The following is a 20919-nucleotide window of genomic DNA, read 5'->3' as shown; positions in this document are numbered from 1 at the left end:
GCCATGCACAGGAGCAGGCATTGTCGACAAGGGCTCACCAACGCAGCTACCCTCTGAACGCTTGGTATATGGCGTGCTGGGCTGATGACCTGGCCCGCGACAGGCTCATGGCGCGGACCCTGCTCAGTCTGCCGATCGTCCTGTTTCGCGGTGCCGATGGCGCACCCGTAGCGCTCGATGATATGTGCCCACATCGTTTCGCGCCGCTTTCGCGCGGGCAGGTGCGGGACGGCATTGTCCAGTGCGGCTATCACGGGCTGCGCTTCGATGCGAATGGCGACTGCCTGGGCAACGAATCCGCCTTCAGCAGCTTTCCCGTAGGCACCTGCGTGCCGTCCCATCCGGTCATCGAGCGGCACCGCGCGATCTGGATCTGGCTGGGCGATGCGGCGCTGGCCGACCCGGCATTCATTCCCAATCTCTCACGCATGCCGCAACCGGGCGGCCATGAGAATATCGGCAATTATCTCCACGTTCAGGGAAACTGGCTGCTGGAAACCGACAATATCATGGACCTGACCCACGTCCATTATTTGCATGACGGTTCGCTTGGCAACGCCAGTATGCGCAGCGGCGAGATGACCGTGCACGAGGCGGACGGTGTCGTGCGCGCGGAACTTTGGATGCCGGGCACCATATGCCCCTTCGGTCCCCTGGAGGGACAGCTCTGCGACCAGTGGAACAATGTCGAGTGGCACGCGCCTTCGGCAATGATCCTGGACTTCGGCGCGGTGCCGCCGGGTGCGCCGGCGGTGCAGGACGAGGGCGGATACGCTTTCCACATCTTCACGCCGGAGACGGAGAGCACCACCCATTATTTCTTCGGCAGTTCCGGCTCCTACGCGGCGGAAGATGCCGATCGGCCACGCATGATCGGCACGCTTCAGAACCGCATCTTCCTCGAAGAGGATAATCCGATGATCGAGGCGATCCAGGAACGGATGGCGGGCCGCGATTTCTGGGAAATGCGCCCGGCCATCCTGTCGAGCGATGCCGCCGCCGTTCGGGTGCGACGCAAGATCGCCAAACTCTGTCGCGAAGAAATCAAGGCCGCAAGTTGAGCACGGCGCTGCGACCGCAAGGATATCAATGAAAATGCAAAAATCGGGAGGATTTATGATCTATAGAAAACTGCGTGTGACGTCTCTTTGCAGCGCAGCGGCCATCGCCCTCGTAGCAAGTCCGGCACTTGCCCAGAACAGCGCGCAGCAGAGCGACGACACGACTGGCTCGTCCGGTATCGCCGATATCGTCGTCACGGCGCAGAAGCGAGCGGAGTCCGTGCAGGATACGCCGATCGCCGTTTCGGCTATTGGAGGCGCCGCTCTGGCACAGCGCGGAGCGACCGACCTGACGGCTATCTCCTCCAGTGTGCCCGGCCTGAATGTGTCCGAACAGGTCGGACAGGCCCGGCTGACGCTGCGCGGAATCGGCGTCGACAACATCTCCACCGGCGCGGAAAGCAGTGTGGCGTTCAACCAGGACGGCGTGTTCTTCTCCCGTTCGGCCGCCGCGCTGGCCTCCTTCTACGATGTCGAACGCGTGGAAGTGCTGCGCGGTCCGCAAGGCACGCTCTACGGCCGCAACGCCACCGGCGGCAGCGTCAATATCATCACCAACCGCCCCACTTTCACCACCAAGGCCGGTGTCAGCCTTACCTATGGCAACTACGACACGATCAACGCGGAAGCCTATTATTCAACGGGCCTCACCGACAAGGTCGCGGTGCGACTGGCCGGACAGATCCAGAACCATGGCGGCTATGGAGAAAATCTCGTCAGCGGCTCGGACGTCGATGACAAGCATTCACAGGCCATTCGCGGGCAATTGCTGTTCGAGCCGACAGAGCGCCTGACGATCCTGCTAGGAGCGGATTATTATCATCAGAAAGACCGGTCCAACATCTATCATTATTTCGGTCCGGCGGGATTTACCGCGGCGGGCGCTCCTGTAACGCCGACCGGCCTGCTGCTCGGCGGCTATAATCCCGGCCCGCGCAACGTAGCGAGCGCGCGTGATCCCTCCAACCGAGCCGAGTTCTGGGGATTGCGTGCCGATATTTCCTATGAGCTGAGCGACACGCTCTCGCTGCGGTCGCTCACGGCCTATCGCAGCAGCGCCTTCTTGGTGGATTCGGACCTTAATCCGGTCGGCAACGACCTCTTCCCGATCACCTTTGGCGAGACATCGGACGAATATAGCCAGGAGCTTCAGCTCAACCTCGACACCGACCGGAACAAGCTGGTCATAGGGGCTTTCTACATGCACGAAAAGATCGACGGCTTCATTCAGGGGCCGTTGAACCTTCGAGCCGTGGGCGGCCCCGACCTGTTCGTGCAGGGCTTCTATTCGGGCGGGCGGCTCAAGACGGATGCGGCCGCTGTCTTCGCGCAAGATAGCTATTCGATCACCGACGCGCTTCGTGTGACTGTCGGCGCGCGATATAGCTGGGAAAAGAAGAAGGTCGCCGACCAGTCGGACTTCAACTTCGACGATCTCTACGATCCCGCCGCCGGCCCCCGTTTTCCCGTCCATCGCGATAGCCAGACCTTCAAGTCCTTCACGCCCAAGATCGGCCTAGACTTCGACATCGCGCGTGATGTGATGGTCTATGCCTCTTTCTCCAAGGGGTTCAAGGCGGGCACCTTCAACCTGGGCTCGACCGGTCCCGCGCTCGATCCGGAGAAGGTCGATGCCTATGAAGTCGGACTGAAATCGACTTTGCTCGACGGCCATTTGCGCGCGAACCTCTCGGGCTTCTACTATGACTATTCCGACCTGCAGGTAGGCAAGGTGCAGGGGCAGTTGCTGGTTCTGGAAAATGCGGCCGCCGCCGAAATCTACGGGCTGGAGGGCGAGTTCACGCTGGAACCGGTGCGCGACCTGATCCTCACGCTCAATGCCAGCTGGCTCCATTCGCGCTTCAAAAACTATGTCACGGCGGACCAGGCACGGCCAGCTGGCGACGGCACCACCGTCGACGAGAATGGCTTACCGGCCTTCGACCTGTCCGGGAACAGGCTGCCACAGGCGCCTCGCTATACGATCGACCTGACGGCGCAGTATAGCTTCGACCTACCCGGCGGCTCGCTGACGATCCGAGGGGAGAGCAACTGGTCGGACCGGATCTACTTTTCGCCGTTCAACCTCAATTACGTCTCGCAACCCGCGTTCGATACGCAAAATGCCTTCGTCACCTATCGCCTGGACAACGGGCTGCGGTTCACGGGCTACATCCGGAACATCGGCAACGAGACGATCCGTGCCTCTGGGCAGGTAGCGACCACTTTGCTCGGATCGCCGGTCATCGGCTTCGTCAAACCGCCGCGCACCTACGGTCTGACGATCGCAGCGGATTTCTGAGCTGTTTCCGCATCACGAAGCTGAGCCGGGAGCAATTTTCAAAGGAGGATCGACATGACAGGCAATCCGACAACAGTTGATGCCGGCTCCTCCCGCCGGCAATTTTTCTCGACGGCGGCCGGCGCAGCGGCGGGTGGGGCCTTGGGGCTTGCCGTGGGCTCCACCCTGTCGTGGCCATCAAGGGCTGCCATCGACTGGGCGCACGAGACCGATATTTTGATCGTCGGTTCGGGCGCCGCGGCTCTGTCGGCGGCCGTCGCGGCCGTCAACGAAGGTGCTTCGGTCATCATAGTGGAAAAGGGCCCCAGTTTCGGGGGAACATCAACAAAGTCCGAAGGCGGGATGTGGGTACCAAACAACCGTTTTCTGCGCGCCCGGGGCAAGGTCGATGACCGCGATGATGCGCTTCGCTACATGGCGCGTTGCGCCTGTCCAAACCTCTATCGCAGCGGCACTCCCTTCTTTGGCATGCCGGAACCGGAATATCGGCTGATGGAAGCGTTTTATGACAATGCAGCCAAGGCTTTCGAGTTCTTGGAGGGCATCGGAGCGTTGAAGACCACGCAGATACTCCAGCTTCCCGACTATTATGAGGGTCCGGAGAACAAGGTTCCCGTCGGCCGACAGATCATGACGCAGAAACCCGATGGCACGTACGGCCTTGGCGTCGAACTGATACGGCAGCTCAAAGCATGGCTGGACGAACGGAAGGTCACATTTTTCCTCAAGCACCGTGCAAAGACGATTCTGCGCAACGAAGCAGGTGAGGTCGTCGGACTTGACGTCACGGCGCCAGAGGAAAAAAGCCTGAGGATACGGGCGCGCAAGGCCGTGATCTTCGCCACCGGCGGCTTTGCGCATAACAAGGATATGATGCGCAATTTCCAGCCCGCGCCGATCTACGGCACCTGCTCGGTGCCGACCAGCGAAGGCGACTTCGTCAAGATGGCGCAGGAGGTCGATGCAAAACTCGGGAACCTCAACAATGCCTGGCGGATGCAGGTCGTGATGGAACATACGCTGGACCTGCCCAGCGTCCCCCGAGGCATCTGGCAGCCGCCTGGCGACAGTATGGTGATCGTTAACAAATATGGCGAGCGCGTGGTCAACGAGAAACATAATTATCATGACCGGGCCAAGGTCCATTTCTCGTGGGATGCCAATCGGGAAGAATATTCCAACCAGTTCCTGTTCATGATTTACGACCGGCGCGTTGCGGAGCTTTTCGCCGATAACTTCCCGTTGCCAGCTAGCGGCGCCAAGGCTGCCTATGTCATCGAAGGCGATAGCCTTGCCGCGCTCTCAGCCGCGATCCAGGCCCGGTTGAAGCAGCATGCAGACCGATGGGGGGAATTTTGCCTGGACAGCCGCTTTCCCACGACCATTGCCGAAACGGTGGCGACCTTCAACGGCTTCGCAGAGGCCGGCACAGACGCACAATTTCAACGCGGCGCATTCCAGTGGGACAGGGACTGGCTGAGCTATACGTCGATCCCGCGCGAAGGCACGTCCTGGAAGACCGGAGAAACACCCAGCGCTACCATGCATCCATTTCAGTCGCAGGGCCCCTATTATGCCATCATCCTTGGGTCAGGCGTGCTCGATACCAACGGTGGGCCCGTTATTAACCCACGCGCGCAGATTCTTGATACGTCCGACCACCCAATTCCCGGCCTGTACGGCGCGGGCAACTGCATTTCCTCGCCGGCGGGCCAAAGCTATTGGGGCGGCGGATGTACGCTCGGTCTAGCAATGACCTACGGGCATCTTGCCGGGATGAACGCCGCACGGGAGCCCGTGAAAGATGATGCCGGCGTGACGCTGTCAGTCGCCGCATGAGAAATGCCATGACGCATTGGTCGAAAGCGACCTTGAACAGAGGTACGCGGCTTCTGCCCTGCCTTGTCCTACTGCTGATCAGCGCCTGCTCGCGCGATGATGCCCAGAAGGCCGACGAACCCCTGCGGGTTGCAAGCGGACCGAGCTTTGCCGGGGAGATACAGCCAATATTCGATGCGAACTGCGTCAGTTGTCATCAGACACAGGGCGCGTCGGGCAATCTCAATCTCGAAAGCGGAGTATCGTTCGGCGCCATCGTATCGGTGAAAAGTGACGAGAGCCCGCTTCTCTACGTCACCCCTGGCAAGCCGGACCAAAGCTATCTGATCCGCAAGGTAGAGGGGTCGCATGTTGCAGCCGGTGGATCGGGCGAGCGAATGCCGCTGACCGGCTCGCTGGACGCGCAGTCAATCGCCAAGCTGAGAGACTGGGTGACGGCCGGCGCCAAAGCTGACTGAGCACCAGAACAGGTCGACGGCAACGCCGTGTCGCCGCCAGTTGCAGAATTTGAGGACTGACTGATGGATAATGACGCGATTTTCGATCTGGTGGTCGTCGGCTCGGGAGCTGCTGGACTCACGGCGGCGATCGTCGCGGCCTCTCACGGACTTTCGGTTCTGGTGATCGAGAAAGGAGAGAAGTTCGGTGGCACAACCGCGCGATCAGGTGCGGTCGCGTGGATACCGAACAACCCGCACATGGCGCCTGCTGGGTTGCCTGACAGCCTCGAACAGGCGGACAGTTATCTGCGCGACCTGATGGGCAACTATTATGACGGGGCGAAGATCGGAGCCTTTCTGCGGCATGGTCCTGATATGATCAGGATGATGGAAGCGAACAGCGCGGTCCGCTTCGATAATTGGCACAGCCTTGACTATGAGCCATCGCGCCCGGGAGCAGCCCGCGGGAGAAGCATAGGTGCAGCCGAGTTCGACGGCAGACGGCTTGGCAAGGACTTGGCAATGGTCAGCCCCGGCCTTCCTAATTTGACCATTCTAGGCGGCATGCAAGTGGGATATGCTGATGTCGCACATTTCGGATCAGCGTTTCGCAGTCGGGCTGCCTTCTCTTACACCGCGCGGAAAATCGGACGATATGTTCGCGATCTGCTGGTTCATCGTCGTCCGACCCGACTGGTAGGGGGCAACGCACTCATTGGAGCATTGCTTTTCACAGCGCGGGAAAAGGCGGTAACGCTCTGGCCATCCACGTCAATGATCAGACTGCATCTCGATGAGGAAAGAGTAAGTGGCGTTCTGGTGCAACGCGATGGCGTTGAGCAACTCTGTCATGCGCGACATGGCGTCGTCTTGGCGACGGGAGGTTATGGCGGCAATGACGCCATGCGCCGAACTTTCCTCCCCTTCGCTGACGCGGGGCGTTCGCTTCAGCCTGATATAAATGCGGGCGACGGAATCCAAGCGGGAGAGCAAGCGGGAGGGCATGTCGTCGCGGATAATATTGCCAACGGCATCTGGGCGGCGCTTTCGACGATGCCGGATCGGCACGGGCGGCCGCTTCATCATCCGCACATATTCCGGGACCGCGCGTTCCCTGGCTTTATGCTCGTGGATCAAGACGGACATCGCTTCGTAAACGAAGGCGTGTCCTATCAGGAATTGGGCAATGTTATGATCCGCAGGGGCACTCGTTCGGCGTGGCTGATCTGCTGCCATTCTGCGTTGCGCAACTACGGCATGGGCCATGTCAAACCCGCGCCCCTTCCCTACAAGGCCTATATCCGCAGCGGCTACCTGAAGGCCGCGACAACGATACCGGCACTCGCCGAGAAGCTTGGAATTCCGTTATCCGCCTTGGATGCGACTGTCCAACGTTTCAACGACTTCGCGCGCAATGGTGTGGATCCCGACTTCGGCAAGGGGCAAGACACTTACACAGCTGAGCAGGGAGATCCACAGCATCGACCAGACCCCACCTTGGGGCCTGTCGCGCCGGGGCCGTTTTATGCGGTTGAGATCAAGCCGGGCGAATTCTGCACGATAAACGGCCTAGACACCGATGCCTCAGCGCGTGTGCTGGATGGCGAAGGCGAGCCAATTGCCGGTTTGTACGCCATCGGCATCGATTCCAATTCTGTATTCCGAGGCGCCTATCCTGGAGGAGGCGCTAGCATCGGTCCGGCAATGACCTTTGCTTATATCGCAGCTATCCACGCGGCAAGTTGCTGATCAGTTTTACGGCTAAGACCGGATCAGAGCCAGTTGATGCCTTCCGAGGCCGACCCTTCTTCGCCGCTCAGCGGCCAAATTTCGCTCCCCAGTAGCAGACATCTCATTACCGCACTCGGGCCGGTCATTATGTCCGCCTTGTCGAACGTCGGAGACTGTCCGGAATAGCCACGCGATATGCAATGAGCGGCCGTTCGAAACGGCGAGGCTGACGCAATCGCTTCATCGTTGAATTTTGGCCTTCAGCCAAACGCCGTCTCAACTATCTCATCTTTTGGCGCAGATCTTCTAATCGCGCCTGGGCCTCGGCAATACCATCGCCATCGCGCTCTGCCTGGTATGCAGCGACCATACGTACTCGAAGGCAGTGTCCCTAAAAGCTGTCGATTGTTCAGGCGTTGGGAGGCACGTCATGAGATAAACTAATCGATCGAACCATGCTTCAGCCCCCCGTTAGCCCCTCGACAGCCTCTCCCTAGATCTTATCAACCGCGGAAGGCATCAATCGCGGCTGGCAAATCCCTGAGCTGTGGTATGACCTTTGCAGAATATTCGGGCAGGGTTTCTCTGACTAAAGCCGAAAAACGGCGGTCTGAGCGCCAAAAAATCTACGTGCGGTATATAAAATGCATGCACTAGGTTTCGTGGACAAAGGGTATCCATTGCAGGGCTGAGACGAGATTGACGAAGCCGAGGTAGGACTCTTTGGTTTTGTCGTATCGAGTTGCGATACGCCGCCAGTTCTTGAGTTTGTTGAAGAGGCGTTCGACAAGATTGCGCCAACGGTATTTTTCGCGATCGTGTGGGATTGGATCGCGCCGATTGCTTTTGGCGGGAATGACAGCCTCAACGTCAGCATTGGCCAATTCCTCGCGGATGGCATCTGCATCGTAGCCCTTGTCCGCCAACAATGCCTCGATCTTATGAGCAATCAAACGGAACAGCGGGCCAAAGCCTTGGATATCGTGGCTCTGGCCCGGCGTCAGGACAAAGCCGAGCGGTCGGCCTTTGGCATCGCAGCGGGCGTGGAGCTTTGTGCTGAATCCGCCTCGCGATCGGCCAAGCGCCTCGGTTTCCTGAGTCCCTTTTTTATGCCGACGGCACAATGATGTGCTCGGACCACGGTGCTGTCGATCATGTCCGCAGTGGCATCACGAGCCACCATTTCGCCCAGTGTCTCGAGCATCGCCTCGAACACCCCGGTCGTAACCCAGCGCCGGTAGCGGCGGAAAACGCTGTTCCACTTGCCATATTCATCCGGCAAGTGGCGCCATTGCGAACCTGTGCGGGCGATCCACATCATGCCTTCGAAATACAGCCGGTTGTCCTGTGCTGGACGACAGCCACGACCACGCTCAGATGGCAGTAATGTGCCGATGATCCCCCACTCGTCCTCCGTCAGCCCAATACGCTCGCCCAACGCCACCTCCAAAAGGCAGCCTTGAATCAACGCCCGATCCTGCTGTCAACCTTTGTCCACGAAACCTAAATCCCCGCCGAAACTGCGTTCGATCGATGCCGATTTGGCCGATACGCCAACAACTTGGAGAGTGTACCCCCGCACCAGAGACGAAAATATAGGGGTCGCGTCCGTCAATGTGGTGTAGAATTGGGTGTGGCCAGCGGGCTGCATTTTCAGGCGGCCTTGGGTGTAATCTGTAGCGGCTGTGCCTCCTCGATCATTGGTGTAGCAAGGGCGGCCATGCCCTCGATCTGCATGTAGCGGTGCTGGAGCTGGTATTCGTCATTCTGCTCCAGCAGGACGGCGCCGACGAGGCGGATGATGCTATCCTCGTTCGGGAAGATGCCGACGACATCGGCGCGGCGCTTCACTTCCTTGTTCAGGCGTTCCAGTGGATTGGTGGAATGTAATTTGACGCGGTGCTGCTCGGGGAAGGTCATGTAGGCCAGCACGTCGTGCTCGGCATCGTCCATGCAGGCGCCGAGCTTTGGCCAGCGGGTACGCAACTGGTCGGCGACCTGGCGCCAGACCTGTGTCGCGGCGGCATGGTCGGGCTGGAGGAAGACCTGGCGGATGGCAGCGGCGACGACGGTGTTCTGGCCCTTGGGCACGTAGGCCAGGGCATTGCGCATGAAGTGGACGCGGCACCGCTGCCAGGTGGCGCTGAGCACGCGAGTGATCGCTGCCTTGAGGCCCTCGTGGGCATCGGAGATGACCAGCTTCACGCCGGTCAGTCCGCGGCGTGCGAGGTCCTTGAGGAAGCTCGACCAGAATGGCTCGGCTTCGGAGGGTCCAATGTGAAGGCCAACGATTTCGCGCTTGCCCTCGGTGTTGACGGCAACGGCTATTATCGCGGCGACACTGACGATCCGCCCGCCCTCGCGCACCTTGAGGTAGGTAGCATCGAGCCAGAGGTAGGGCCAGTCGCCGGTGAGCGGCCGCTTAAGGAAGGCATGGACACGTTCGTCGATATCCTTGCACAGCTTGGACACCGAGGATTTGGAGATGCCGGTCATGCCCATGGCCTGCACCAGCTCGTCGACACGCCGGGTGCTGACGCCGGCGATCCACGCCTCCTGGATCACCGCGACCAGCGCCTTCTCGACGGTCTTCCTGGGTTCCAGGAAGCCAGGGAAGTAGGCGCCGGTCCGTAGCTTGGGAATCCTCAGGTTGAGCGTGCCGAGCCGGGTATCGAGGCTGCGGTCGCGGTAGCCGTTCCGCCAGGTCGTCCGGTCGCCGGAGCGCTCGTGTCGGCTAGCGCCGACCAGGCCATCGACGTCGGCCTCCATGATGATCTGTAATACGCTCTCGGCGATCGTGCGCAGGAAATCTCCATCTCCAGTCTTCGCCATCAGCTCGGCAAGCGGTAGTCTGTCGTCGGTCATCGGGATCAACTCCTCGGTGGGCGTGTGAAGTGTGGTAACTCCACCTTACCGATGAGCCCGGTGGCCACCGAGATCGAAATCGCATGGGGTGGGGCATGCCCCACCCCATGCGATCATCTCAATCTACACCAGAAATTACACCACGAGCGCGGACGCTAACAATATAGGGCACGCTGGGACCGTGGAGCGTAGTTGCGAATTGCCTTTAAAGGCATCGAGCACCCCCGCTGTTCTCGAAAGCCCTCAAATACATCTGGGACATCAGGATACCAGCGGCGCTCGCCTCGCAGAACCAACTCATCGGGCGGGGCATCGATCAACAGCGCGTCATAAGCTGCCTTTGCAACTTCTATGGCTATGGCGCGCGGGGGATATGCCACAGCATTGGCACCGCACAGGCGTTCAATCGCTTCGGCTTTACTCGGGTGGCGCGATGGTCGGCCGCTTTGTGGGCGCGGGCATTCTGCGTGTCATCAATCCGGGCAAGGTGCTGGCGGGCGTCGCTACCGCCGCGATCCTTCTTATCCTCCTCTCGGCCAATACGGTCGGTGCCGTTTCCGGATGGTCATTGCTGGCGATCGGCCTAATGAACTCGATCATGTTCCCGACGATATTCACGCTGGCGAGCGCTGGTTTGGGCAAGCGTGCCGCCGAAGGTTCCGGTGTCATCTGCATGGCGATCGTAGGCAGCGCGATCATTCCACCTCTTACTGAGCAGATGGCCGACATTTCCAGCTTGCGCTCATCGCTGCTGATTCCGGCCATCTGTTACGCCGTCATCGTCACTTTCGGACTGATCTCCCGAAAACCGGATTTCTGACCAGCACATAATCTGGCGCGCGCGGAGCACGGCGCAGGCCGCCGGCGGAAGCGAAAGAGGATGATCTGATGCCTAGGTTATTGCTCTTCGGAGCAACCGGAGACCTGTCACAGCGTATGTTGTTACCATCGCTGTTCGGCCTTGAGGTCGACGGTCTGTTGCCGCCTGATATGCGGATCATCGGAACGGCGCTCAGTTCGATGAACGACGAGGAATTTCGAGCGCTGATCTCCGACGCGCTTGAACGAACGGCCAAAAGCACTCGCCTCCTGGCAGGGCCTTCGCGCGCCGCCGCCGCTGGCGACGCGGCACAGCCCGCAGAGTGGAGCAAGTGGCCCTGCTGCGCTTCCCTGCGGCGTTCCTCTTCTATGCCACCCTCGGCGGCATCTGGACCTTCGCCGGGAGCATCGGCGAGACGGTCGGCCTCGGCAACCCGTCGGTGACGATCCGCGGCATCGGAGTGACGACCTTCGATCCCGTCGCCGGCAATACGGTGGCGACCTATGTCGACGAGGTGCCGCTGGGGTCGACGGGGCAGATGAACTTCACGACCTTCGACCTGGAACGCGTCGAGGTCCTGAAAGGCCCCCAGGGCACCCTGTTCGGTACCGGCACCACTGCAGGCGTCATCCAGTTCGTCAGCAAGCGCCCGACCGATGTGCTCGAAATCACGGCGCGCGCGGGTGCCGCCAACTACGGGAACTTCTTCGGCGAAGCGGTGGTGAGCGGCCCGCTCGGCGAAAATGTCGCCGGCCGGATCAGCTTGCGCGCCGACACGTCGGACGGCTTCTTCCATAATCTCGCGACCGGTCGCGACGCCGGCGGCGCGGACACCATCCAGGTGCGCACGCAGCTTCTCTGGCAGCCCGACGGCGGCACGGTCCTTCTCAAGGGCTATTACAGCCGCTCCGACGGTCGTTCGAACCTCTACGACTACGTTCCGCTGCTCGATCCCAAAGCCAGGCGACCAATTTCTGCGCGCCGATCCAGGCAGGGCTTGCCCGCGGGCGGGTGCTGCAGCGCGACATCGAGCTCGCACGCGCGAGCTGCGTCGACACCTATGGTCAGCGCAGCACGAGCACGAGCCCGTTCGATGCCTATCACCGCTCGGTATTCGGCGATGATCCGAAGAATGTCCTCACCAACTATGGCTTCGTAGCCAATGCGAGCTTCGATCTCGATTTCGCGATGCTGTCAAGCATCACGGCGTTCGATCATACCTCGCAAGGGTCGAACGACCCCGAAGGCCCGGGTCTCGGCGATCGGGCGGGGGCGTTCGATGTCCGCTTCGACACCGACATCAACCAGTTCTCGCAGGAAATCCGCCTGAGCTCGCCCGCCGGCGCGCGCCATACATGGGTCGCGGGCGCGACGCTCATCAAGAATGACACGCGCGTCCGCGAGGCGATCCAGGTCAATTTCAGCTCCTTCGGCGGCGCCTCGCTTTCGACCGAAACGCCGGCGCAGACGCTCGCGGGCTCGAGCGCCTATCTCGAGCCGGTCACGCAGGATGCGGTCGATATCGGGGCCTTCGCCCAGGTCGACTGGAGCCTCGCCGATCGCCTGACGCTGGTGACGGGCCTGCGCGGCTCCTGGTACAAGAAGACCTTCACCGCGAGCCTCGACTTCCCGGGCCTCTCCTTCCCCGAAACTGAGGAGAGCATCTCGCAGTCGAGCATCTCGTTCCGCGCCGGCCTGAACTTCAAGATCAACCGCGATGCGCTGCTCTATGCATCGGTGTCGCAGGGGGTGAAGCCCGGCGGCTATTCGGTCCAGTTCATCCTCAACGCGAACCAGCTGCCGGGCGCCAAGCAGGAACGGTTGCTCGCCTACGAGGCCGGCTTCAAGGGGCGCATCGCCCCCGATCTCAACCTGAACCTCGCCGGCTTCTACTATGACTATGACGACCTCCAGTCGCTCACCCAGGTGCTGGCGAACGGCGTCTTCACGCAGCGCTTCTCGAATATCGGCGATGCCCGCGTCTATGGCGCCGAGGGAGATGTCTCCTGGTCCCCGAGCCGCGCGCTGCTGTTCCGCGCCGGCGCGACCTATCTCGACACGCGGATCACGCGCTCGGTCGATATCGACGGAAACGGCATCGCGGGCGACGTGACCGGCAACAAGCTGCAGAGCGCGCCTAAATGGTCGGCGAACTGGCTGGGCCGCTATACGGCCTCATTGTCATCGGCGGTCGATCTCGTGGTGCAATATGACGGCAGCTATACCGGCGCGAACTGGCGCAGCATCGACAATTCGCCATTCAACTATACCGAGGCCTCAACGCTCCACAATGCGTCGATAGCGCTCGCGTCGCCTGACGACACATGGGAGGCCTCGGCCTGGATCCGTAACATCTCGGATGAACGCGTTATGGCTTGGCAGTTCAATTTCGGGGGCAACATGCGGCGCAGCTACATCCCGCCGCGCACCTATGGCCTGACACTTTCCTATCGGTTCCGGTAGAAGCATCCCGGCCGGGCGCGCCGTTCCATGCGGCGCGCCCCGGCTTCCAGGACTGTCCCGATCGATGGCCGGAACAGATGTCAGGCTGCGGCTGCTCCGCTGACGAGAAGTGGAAAGACGATTGCACCGATCTAAGGCCGATGCTGACCATGGCCGCCCACTCACCCATGCATATCGGGCGTCCCTGTTTTTCAGCCGGGCAGCCGGGGCTTTTCCTTGCTGAAATTTGCCGGGTTCGCGACATGTGCAGTTGGAGATTTTTTACCCTGAGTTGACGGTCCGTTACTTGCCAAGGATACTGTTCCGCTCTGTTCGGCAGAAAACGGGCGCGCATCGCTCCGTCTTGGAGGCATCTCGCGCTGCGTCCGGTCATGCACGCTGCTATGCGCCGCGCGGGAGCGTTGCAGCCCGACGAGTGGCCATGATGATACGGCTAGCAACCGTAAACGCGCCCATTATGCGTTGATCTGCCGTTCGGACTGCGGTCTCGACCTCGGCCATAGCGGCGCCCGGTTCGAACCAGATGCCTTTCCCAACGCCGGCGAGCAAGGCCGGCCGGCCGGCGCGTCACAGGTGACCGCTCTGTTGCGGCAAGCGGCCGATCAGCGCGCGGATGGATCCTATGCCGTCAACATGGAAGCAGACCTAGTCGGTGCCTATTGGGTACGCCTGACCTCGCCGGTGCCGCTGGCGTGCGGTGCAAAGGCGATGTTGGATCGCGCCGAAGCGATGAGTGTCGCTGCCTGGCTGGATTTTACCCAGCAGCTTCGCGGGCGACGGGTTGCCGGCGCGGTATCGCACGATTGCCTGCTCTGACGGTGCTTTGGCGGGTTTCCCAGCGCGACCCAGATTTTCTAGAGTAAGGACGGCGCACATCGACGGGGACCTTTGGACGCGGAGTGTAATCGACTTATCGAAGAGTTGCGGCAGGCAGGATTCAGCCGCACCGCGATCAATGCGGCATGGCCGAGTTGGTGGGATGAGAGCCTCGGCCAATCTCCCTCCGGCCGCGCGGAACTGCGCTTCGCCATCGCCCGGCGCCTTGGTCTGCGACCCCTTCTCGGCGAACGGGTCGAATTCATCTGGAATGACGAGCCCCATTAAGCATCTGACGGCAGATAGTGCGCATCTTTGCGCCATGGCGTGCTCCCGTACGGTAGCGGTTCATTTCGCGTTTCGCATTGCGTTTGAATTTGCTCCCGTACAGGAACCGGGTTCGGCTGAGTATGATACCGAGCGGGATCATTTTTCTTGCCAAATGGGATAAAACGGCCTATCTGCTCCCGCTCAGGAGCATATCGTGGCAAAGTCTTCACATTCATCACCGATCGATCTCGCTGGCGACGGCTCGCTGAGCAATGCGGTGCGATCGCGTGGCGCCGGTGGGCTATCTGGGACTGACCAGGCTGCGATTTCGGACATCCTCGGCGGGGGAAGATCTACTCTTGCGCCCATCGCGCGAGGCAAGCCCGCACTGCCCCCCGGGCCGACGCCACCTGCAGTCCACTCGACGCCAATCGAACCCGGCCCACGCGAAGACCGCAAACGCGGCACCGTGGTCACCTCGGTTGCTGATATCGGCGATCTCGTGCGACAGGCCCGAGTGCGCCTCGGCTTCAACCAGCAGCGCTTCGCCGATATCGCTGGCGTCGGACGTCGCTTCGTCTCCGAACTGGAAGCGGGCAAAGGCAGCGTCGAAACGGAGCGCTTGCTGCGGTGCTGCCTTGCCGCTGGTATCGACCTCTTTGCGCGGCCCCGCCAATCGTGACAACGCTCGACGTCTGGCTGGAGGCGTTCGACCAGCCGGTCGGGACACTCGCGCGCAGCGATGCGGGCGATCTGACCTTCACCTATGCGCAGACCTATCTCGACACAGCAGCCGCGCATCCCATCTCGCTTTCGTTGCCACTGGACGAGCGCGCCTATGACGACCGCATCGCGCGCGCCTTCTTCCAGAATTTGCTGCCCGAGAACAACCAGCTCGATCAGTTGATTGTTCGCGAACGCCTGGAGCGCAGCGATATCGCCGGCATCCTGTTTCATCTCGGCGCCGACCTGTCCGGCGCGTTGTCGTGTCTTCCCACGGGAACGGAGCGGATAAAGATCCCTGGCATCTTCGAACGCGACTATGACCTGATCGACACCGATCAACTCGTCGACATTGTTCGTCGTCTCGGCAATGATCAGCCGCTCCCAGGCGAACTACGTGATCCATCACCCGTGTCGGGCTATCAGCGTAAGGTGGCGCTGACGCTCCTGCCGGGCGATCGCTACGCGGTCCCGAAGCCTGGATGCGGTGCGCCCACAACGCACATCCTCAAGGTGCCCGAGACCGCATTCCCGCGCGAAGCCTTTTATGAAGCGGTCTGCGCGAGCCTTGCCGATCATGTCGGGCTTGACGCCGCGCCCTCCCGGTCCTTCTGGATCGACCAGTACGAAGTCATCTTGTCGACCCGCTACGACCGTGTCGTGGCCGACGGAACCGTCTATCGGCGCCATCAGGAGGATTTCGCGCAGGCGCTTGGCCTACCGCCCCGCCTCAAATATGAACGCGAAGGCCGCGAGGGCTATCGCTATGACACAATATCCATCGCGACTGTCCTTCGCCAGACCGAGAGTCCGGCGCTCTCGATCGACGCATTCCTGCGTGCGACGATCTTCAACCTCGCCATCGGCAACACAGACAATCACGCGAAAAACCATGCCTTGCTCTATGAGGCTGGCGCCGCGCCCCGGCTCGCGCCCCTGTACGATCTGGTACCCATCACGCTGAGCGCCGCGCACAATCACAATCTGTCCTTCAAGATCGGGACCGCTGACCATCCCGATGCCATTGCGTCTGACGACTTGGCTGCGCTGTTGGCACAGTTCGATCTCATCGGTCCCTCGGCGCGACGCTTCATTGAACAACGGCTGGTTCCGGTCATCGCGCCGCTGGCCCAGGCGCGCGACGTCGAGGGCGATTGGGCCAAGCGCTTCGATGCCGCGCTGACGCAGCGAAGTGCGCGCTTGCTCGACCAGCTCGCCCAAGTGATTGAACAAACGAGGCATAGCGCGCGCGGCACCCGGCATCAGGGATGAGAGGAAACGCATGTCCGGCATCGACCTGCTAAAGGCAATCAACAAGGTATCGGACGTGGTGCACAATCGCCCCCGCCCACTGCGCGAGTTCGACCAGATCTATATGAAAACCGGTGATCTGGTCATACAAAGCGATGTCGTCGCCGGCTGGGCGCCGGCAAGCGCCTCGCCTTCATCGGCAACGGCGACGTCGTCAGCGTTTGCGTCGCCTATCTGCGCGACCCCGAAATACTCGCGTTTGGCCCCTCGAAGGTCACCGTCTTCGATTTCGACGAGCGCATCGTAAGCGCCGTCAAACGCTTTGCTGAAAAGGAACGGATCGACGGCGTGCTCGACGCCATCTGGTGCAACGTGCTCGATCCCTTTCCCGAGTCCGGCAGATATGATTGCTTCTAAACCAATCCACCCTGAGGTGAGCACAATGGTGTGGTTTCGAAGCGACCGATTATCGCGGCGAAAGCTTGCTGGTCATCGCAGATGATGATGACTTGCCATGGGCGCAGCAGGTTCTAGCCAACGCCCAACGCTGTGCCGCCGAACGCGGCTTTCGCGTCTCGCAGCTTCAGCCCAGGCGTCATCGCTATCATCTCGATGTCGAGATTCTCTCGTGCAACCTGTTCCTGCGCGTCGTGCCGGGAAATAGCGCGCCGCCTGAACCCACGGGGCCGATCGCGCCCGACCGGCTCTAGGGTGTGGTGACGAATTAATTATTTGAGCCATAGCATGATGCTCGCGAGTTTGACGAAGCCGAGAAAGTTTGCGGCGAGTTTGTCGTAGCGGGTGGTGATGCGTCGCCATTGTTTGAGCTTGGCGAAGAAGCCTTTGATGCCCCAACGCTGCTTGTAGGCGATGCGATCGTAGCGGTGCTGGTATGTGCGATGGCGACGGGTCGGGATGACTGGCTCGCCGCCTTGCTCATAGATGAGATCATGCAGGCTGTCGGCGTCGTAGGCGCGATCAGCGAGCACTTTGTCGGCTGGGATGCCCCGGATGAGATCGCAAGCGGGAGCCATGTCGTTCTGCTGCCCGGGGCCGAGGAAGAAGCGGATCGGCAGTCCCAGCGCATCGACTACGCATGGACCTTGTGCCGAACCCACCTCTCGATCGGCCGAGAGCCTGGGCTTGAGCGCGCCCCCTTTTTACCCGTGCCCGGCGGCTTGAGCCTGAGCGCGGATCACCGTGGCATCGATCGTCAACCACTCTATGTCGGGATCATCCGACACATGGGGTAATCGCGGGAGCGAGTCGCTGAGATGCCTGTGCAAAGGAATTGAACAGGAGGTGGCTGCTCTCCGATAAGATGGAAGTACGGGCTCACGACTGGACGCCGGGCCCAAACATCTAGCGGAGAACAGCCATGGATGAGTATATCGGACTCGACGTTTCGATGAAAGAGACCGCCGTTTCTATCCGTAGTGAGGGCAAGCGGATTTGGCGCGGCAAGTGCGCATCAAATCCCGCAGCTTTGGCAAAACTTGTTCGCAAGCGGGCGCCCTATGCGAAGCGAGTTGTGTTTGAGACCGGGCCGCTGTCGTATGGTTTTTCCATGCCTTGAAGTCCGAAGGGCTGCCAGCGATCTGTATCGATGCACGGCATGCCAAGGCGGCCCCCGACATGGCGCCGAACAAGACCGATGCTAACGACGCCGACGGGCTGGCACATCTGGCCCAAATCGGCATCGAGGCGCCCCTTATGCGCCCCTGACCGGGTGATGAGGATCGTCCCGTCGGCCAGCCGGGCGGAATAATTGCCGGCGGTCGCAGGCGCCAAGCCGCGGGCATCCAGGCGGCGACCGGCCTTGGCAAGCGCATCCGCAGGATCAGGTAAATCAGGCACGGTGGCGGGCATATCCAGATCTGGAGAAAACCGCGGTTCGGCGCGGCGCCGGTCATCCCTGTCGGACGTCCCGGCTGGACAAGGGCGTTCGATGATCCTTCGATGACAAAGAACCATGGCGACCTTAGCGGGCGGAACGGAGGGCCGCAATCGGTCCTTTCACGACCCGGAGCGCGCGCAGCGCGAAACGATCGGCGGCCGCGCGGCCATTCTCCCGTTCCGCCGGGCTCCGGCGACCGTGAAAACAGGCTTGCTCAACGCTTTATGAAATTATCTTGAGTGTCCTGCCGCCTCCAGCGTCTAAGGAGAATGGGCGGAGGCCAGCTTCATATAGGGATACGAAATGGAATATCGCACATTGGGACGCACCGGGATCGAGGTCAGCCTGATCTGCCTCGGCACCATGACATGGGGCTCGCAGAACAGCGAGGCGGAGGCGCATGAGCAGCTCGACCACGCGGTGGGCCACGGCGTCAACTTCATCGACACGGCGGAGGCCTATCCGGTGACGCCCGTATCTCGCGAGACGCAGTTCCTGACCGAAACCTATATCGGCAACTGGATCGCGGGCCGGAAGCGGCGGGACGACGTCATAGTCGCCACCAAGATCGCAGGTCCCACCCGCGACGCCGTGCGGGAATTTCGCGGCGGCAACAACCGGCTCGACCGGCGCAATGTCGAACAGGCGGTGGAGGACAGCCTGCGCCGGCTGCGCACCGACTATATCGATCTTTACCAGGTGCACTGGCCCGACAGGCCGGTGCCGTCCTTCGGCGCTCGCGGCCTCACGCGACTGGACGATACGCCCGACACCGTGCCCATAGAGGAAACGCTGGGCGCGCTGGCCGACCTGGTGCGGGCAGGAAAGATCCGCCATTTCGGCGTCTCCAACGAAACCCCCTGGGGCGTGTCCGAATATCTGCGCCTGTCGCGTGAGAAGGAATGGCCTCGCGTCGCATCGATCCAGAATGCCTATAATCTGCTCAACCGCACCTTCGAACATGGGTTGTCGGAATATGCGCTGCGCGAACAGGTGTCGCTGCTCGCCTATTCCCCTCTGGCCGGCGGCAATCTGACGGGAAAATATCTGGGCGGCCGCATTCCGGAGGGTTCGCGCAGGGACGTGAGCCGCCAGTTCGTGCGGTACGACCTGCCCGGACAACCGACCGCCAGCGCGCGCTATGTCGCCATCGCGCAGGCCCATGGCCTGCCCCCGGCGCAACTGGCGCTGGCCTTCGTCAACAGCCGGCCCTTCGTCACGTCGACGATCATCGGCGCCACATCGCTGGAGCAGCTCAAGATGGACCTCGCCAGCGTCGACGTCCGCCTGGATGCAGATGCGCTGGCCGCCATCGAAGCGATCCATCGCGAACTGCCCGATCCCTGCCCCTGATCGCGGGGATCGGCGGCGATCCTTTAGAAGGCGTGCCGACGGCGCGCTATCACCATATTCGTGCAAAATACCCCAAGCGGGGCGCGGCAGGAGCGATTCCGGCCAGGCGTTTCCCGCCATCAGTCCCACGACCCCTGCCGCGCCCGCTCGCGCATCGCCTCCAGGAACAGCCGCACAGCAGGCATTGCCGCGCGCCCGGCGTCGTAGAGCAGGCTCACCGGCACGGGCGGCGGCGCGTGGTCCTCCAGCAGCCGGACGAGCCGCCCGGCCGCGACCGCCTCCGCCGCCTGGTAGCTCAGGACATTGGCCACTCCCACCCCTGCCTTGGCCGCCGCGATCGTGCCGTCGATCGTATTGACGGCCAGGCGGGGAGCGACCTCGACCGTGCTTTCCGCCTTCCCGCCGAAACGCCAGGCGGCGCCGATCCTGATGCCGCTGCCGACGATGCAGCGATGGCCGGCCAGATCGGCCGGCGTCGCCGGAACGCCATGCGCAGCCAGATAGGCAGGGCTGGCCACGATGGTCTGCCGCACCGATCCGATGCTCATCACCCGCAGCGCGCTGTCGGCCAGCGGCCCGATCCGCACGGCCACGTCGATCCCTTCCTCGACGATGCGGACATTGCGGTCGATCAGCATCATGCGCGCGCTCAGCCCGTCATGAGCCGCCAGCAGCGCGCCGATGGCAGGCAGCACATGCAGTCGCCCGAACATCACCGGAGCGGTCACGTAAAGTTGGCCGCGCGGCGCCGACCGGCCGCCCATGACGATCTGCTCGGCCTCCCGCAGGTCGGACATGATCCGCCGCGCCCGGTCCAGAAAGGCCGCACCTTCGTCCGTCAGCGACACCGCGCGGGTGGAGCGGTGGAACAGCGTCACGCCCAGATGCCGCTCCAGCGCGGCGACGGCACGGGTGACGGCGGGCGGGGACATGCCCAGCTTGCGCGCTGCGGCGGCGAAGCCGCGCTGGTCGGCCACCGCGACGAAGGCGGACAGGGCATCGAAGCGACCCATTATTCCCCGAACTGAAACAGTGAAAGCCAATCATCGACCATTATCATGCAGCGCGCAATGGCTTAGCTTGCCCGG

General features: G+C 61.7%; 15 protein-coding genes and 7 pseudogenes. 17 read left to right on the top strand and 5 right to left on the bottom strand.

The window, feature by feature from the left end:
* Positions 1 to 107 precede the first annotated feature (107 nt).
* The 5 genes from LDB29_RS22220 (at position 108) to LDB29_RS22200 (ending at position 7391) form a co-directional block, all read left to right on the top strand.
* Positions 108 to 1061 (top strand): aromatic ring-hydroxylating dioxygenase subunit alpha, encoded by a 954-nt coding sequence (locus LDB29_RS22220; RefSeq protein WP_257557907.1) that lies wholly within the window; start codon positions 108 to 110, stop codon positions 1059 to 1061.
* 55 nt (positions 1062 to 1116) lie between these two features.
* The gene (locus LDB29_RS22215; protein WP_257557906.1) at positions 1117 to 3363 is read left to right on the top strand and encodes a TonB-dependent receptor; all 2247 of its coding nucleotides are present in this window, start codon (positions 1117 to 1119) and stop codon (positions 3361 to 3363) included.
* 54 nt (positions 3364 to 3417) lie between these two features.
* Complete coding sequence (locus LDB29_RS22210) at positions 3418 to 5202, top strand: FAD-dependent oxidoreductase (RefSeq protein WP_257557905.1); 1785 nt, start codon at positions 3418 to 3420, stop codon at positions 5200 to 5202.
* 8 nt (positions 5203 to 5210) lie between these two features.
* Positions 5211 to 5660 (top strand): c-type cytochrome domain-containing protein, encoded by a 450-nt coding sequence (locus LDB29_RS22205; RefSeq protein WP_257557904.1) that lies wholly within the window; start codon positions 5211 to 5213, stop codon positions 5658 to 5660.
* A 63-nt stretch (positions 5661 to 5723) separates the two neighbouring features.
* Entirely contained in the window at positions 5724 to 7391 is a 1668-nt protein-coding gene (locus LDB29_RS22200) for an FAD-dependent oxidoreductase (protein WP_257557903.1), read from the top strand.
* Positions 7392 to 8026: 635 nt separating this feature from the next.
* Here the strand turns inward: LDB29_RS22200 and LDB29_RS22195 are convergent.
* Positions 8027 to 8817 (bottom strand): annotated as a pseudogene (locus LDB29_RS22195) (IS5 family transposase).
* Positions 8818 to 9026: 209 nt separating this feature from the next.
* Positions 9027 to 10238, bottom strand: coding sequence for an IS256 family transposase (locus LDB29_RS22190; protein ID WP_011950834.1), 1212 nt, complete (start codon positions 10236 to 10238; stop codon positions 9027 to 9029).
* A 418-nt stretch (positions 10239 to 10656) separates the two neighbouring features.
* On the opposite strand from LDB29_RS22190, the pseudogene LDB29_RS22185 reads away from it, so the two are divergent.
* The 10 genes and pseudogenes from LDB29_RS22185 to LDB29_RS22145 form a co-directional block, all read left to right on the top strand.
* Positions 10657 to 11058: pseudogene (locus LDB29_RS22185) on the top strand (glucose/galactose MFS transporter); the annotation flags it as partial.
* 68 nt (positions 11059 to 11126) lie between these two features.
* Positions 11127 to 11327: pseudogene (locus LDB29_RS22180) on the top strand (glucose-6-phosphate dehydrogenase); the annotation flags it as partial.
* A gap of 53 nt (positions 11328 to 11380) precedes the next feature.
* Positions 11381 to 11626 (top strand): annotated as a pseudogene (locus tag LDB29_RS29315) (hypothetical protein); the annotation flags it as partial.
* Positions 11627 to 12069: 443 nt separating this feature from the next.
* Complete coding sequence (locus tag LDB29_RS22170; protein ID WP_257557902.1) at positions 12070 to 13521, top strand: TonB-dependent receptor; 1452 nt, start codon at positions 12070 to 12072, stop codon at positions 13519 to 13521.
* A 633-nt stretch (positions 13522 to 14154) separates the two neighbouring features.
* On the top strand, positions 14155 to 14337 hold the full coding sequence (locus LDB29_RS22165; protein WP_257557901.1) for a hypothetical protein: 183 nt from the start codon (positions 14155 to 14157) through the stop codon (positions 14335 to 14337).
* A 484-nt stretch (positions 14338 to 14821) separates the two neighbouring features.
* Positions 14822 to 15289, top strand: coding sequence for a helix-turn-helix transcriptional regulator (locus LDB29_RS22160; RefSeq protein WP_257557900.1), 468 nt, complete (start codon positions 14822 to 14824; stop codon positions 15287 to 15289).
* A complete protein-coding gene (locus LDB29_RS22155) occupies positions 15286 to 16602 on the top strand; it encodes a type II toxin-antitoxin system HipA family toxin (protein ID WP_257557899.1) in 1317 nt (438 codons plus the stop codon). Before LDB29_RS22160 ends, LDB29_RS22155 begins: the two co-directional genes overlap by 4 nt.
* Before the next feature lie 10 nt (positions 16603 to 16612).
* On the top strand, positions 16613 to 16888 hold the full coding sequence (locus LDB29_RS22150) for a hypothetical protein (protein WP_257557896.1): 276 nt from the start codon (positions 16613 to 16615) through the stop codon (positions 16886 to 16888).
* Entirely contained in the window at positions 16816 to 16998 is a 183-nt protein-coding gene (locus tag LDB29_RS29435) for a hypothetical protein (protein WP_373886383.1), read from the top strand. The genes LDB29_RS22150 and LDB29_RS29435 overlap by 73 nt, the downstream gene beginning before the upstream one ends.
* Before the next feature lie 65 nt (positions 16999 to 17063).
* Entirely contained in the window at positions 17064 to 17291 is a 228-nt protein-coding gene (locus LDB29_RS22145; protein WP_257557894.1) for a hypothetical protein, read from the top strand.
* Between the two features lie 18 nt (positions 17292 to 17309).
* Here the strand turns inward: LDB29_RS22145 and LDB29_RS22140 are convergent.
* Positions 17310 to 17825, bottom strand: a pseudogene (locus tag LDB29_RS22140) (IS5 family transposase); the annotation flags it as partial.
* Between the two features lie 134 nt (positions 17826 to 17959).
* Here LDB29_RS22140 and LDB29_RS22135 point away from each other — a divergent pair.
* Positions 17960 to 18279 (top strand): annotated as a pseudogene (locus tag LDB29_RS22135) (transposase); the annotation flags it as partial.
* 54 nt (positions 18280 to 18333) lie between these two features.
* On the opposite strand, the pseudogene LDB29_RS22130 reads toward LDB29_RS22135, so the two are convergent.
* Positions 18334 to 18450, bottom strand: a pseudogene (locus LDB29_RS22130) (hypothetical protein); the annotation flags it as partial.
* Positions 18451 to 18781: 331 nt separating this feature from the next.
* On the opposite strand from LDB29_RS22130, the gene LDB29_RS22125 reads away from it, so the two are divergent.
* Positions 18782 to 19831, top strand: coding sequence for an NADP(H)-dependent aldo-keto reductase (locus LDB29_RS22125; RefSeq protein WP_065846307.1), 1050 nt, complete (start codon positions 18782 to 18784; stop codon positions 19829 to 19831).
* A 119-nt stretch (positions 19832 to 19950) separates the two neighbouring features.
* On the opposite strand, the gene LDB29_RS22120 is transcribed toward LDB29_RS22125, so the two are convergent.
* Positions 19951 to 20844, bottom strand: a complete 894-nt coding sequence (locus LDB29_RS22120; protein WP_257557889.1) for a LysR family transcriptional regulator — start codon at positions 20842 to 20844, stop codon at positions 19951 to 19953.
* Positions 20845 to 20919 lie beyond the last annotated feature (75 nt).

It is taken from the genome of Sphingobium sp. CFD-2 (assembly GCF_024611135.1).
Lineage (GTDB): Bacteria > Pseudomonadota > Alphaproteobacteria > Sphingomonadales > Sphingomonadaceae > Sphingobium > Sphingobium fuliginis.
This window is presented reverse-complemented; position numbering and strand designations above follow the sequence as displayed.

Excerpts from the sequence above, each read along its gene's own strand:
- LDB29_RS22220 (WP_257557907.1), top strand. The coding sequence starts at position 108 with ATGGCGCGGACCCTGCTCAGTCTGCCGATCGTCCTGTTTCGCGGTGCC.
- LDB29_RS22215 (WP_257557906.1), top strand. The coding sequence starts at position 1,117 with ATGATCTATAGAAAACTGCGTGTGACGTCTCTTTGCAGCGCAGCGGCC.
- LDB29_RS22210 (WP_257557905.1), top strand. The coding sequence starts at position 3,418 with ATGACAGGCAATCCGACAACAGTTGATGCCGGCTCCTCCCGCCGGCAA.
- LDB29_RS22205 (WP_257557904.1), top strand. The coding sequence starts at position 5,211 with ATGACGCATTGGTCGAAAGCGACCTTGAACAGAGGTACGCGGCTTCTG.
- LDB29_RS22200 (WP_257557903.1), top strand. The coding sequence starts at position 5,724 with ATGGATAATGACGCGATTTTCGATCTGGTGGTCGTCGGCTCGGGAGCT.
- LDB29_RS22190 (WP_011950834.1), bottom strand. The coding sequence starts at position 10,238 with ATGACCGACGACAGACTACCGCTTGCCGAGCTGATGGCGAAGACTGGA.
- LDB29_RS22165 (WP_257557901.1), top strand. The coding sequence starts at position 14,155 with ATGGAAGCAGACCTAGTCGGTGCCTATTGGGTACGCCTGACCTCGCCG.
- LDB29_RS22150 (WP_257557896.1), top strand. The coding sequence starts at position 16,613 with ATGTCCGGCATCGACCTGCTAAAGGCAATCAACAAGGTATCGGACGTG.
- LDB29_RS22125 (WP_065846307.1), top strand. The coding sequence starts at position 18,782 with ATGGAATATCGCACATTGGGACGCACCGGGATCGAGGTCAGCCTGATC.
- LDB29_RS22120 (WP_257557889.1), bottom strand. The coding sequence starts at position 20,844 with ATGGGTCGCTTCGATGCCCTGTCCGCCTTCGTCGCGGTGGCCGACCAG.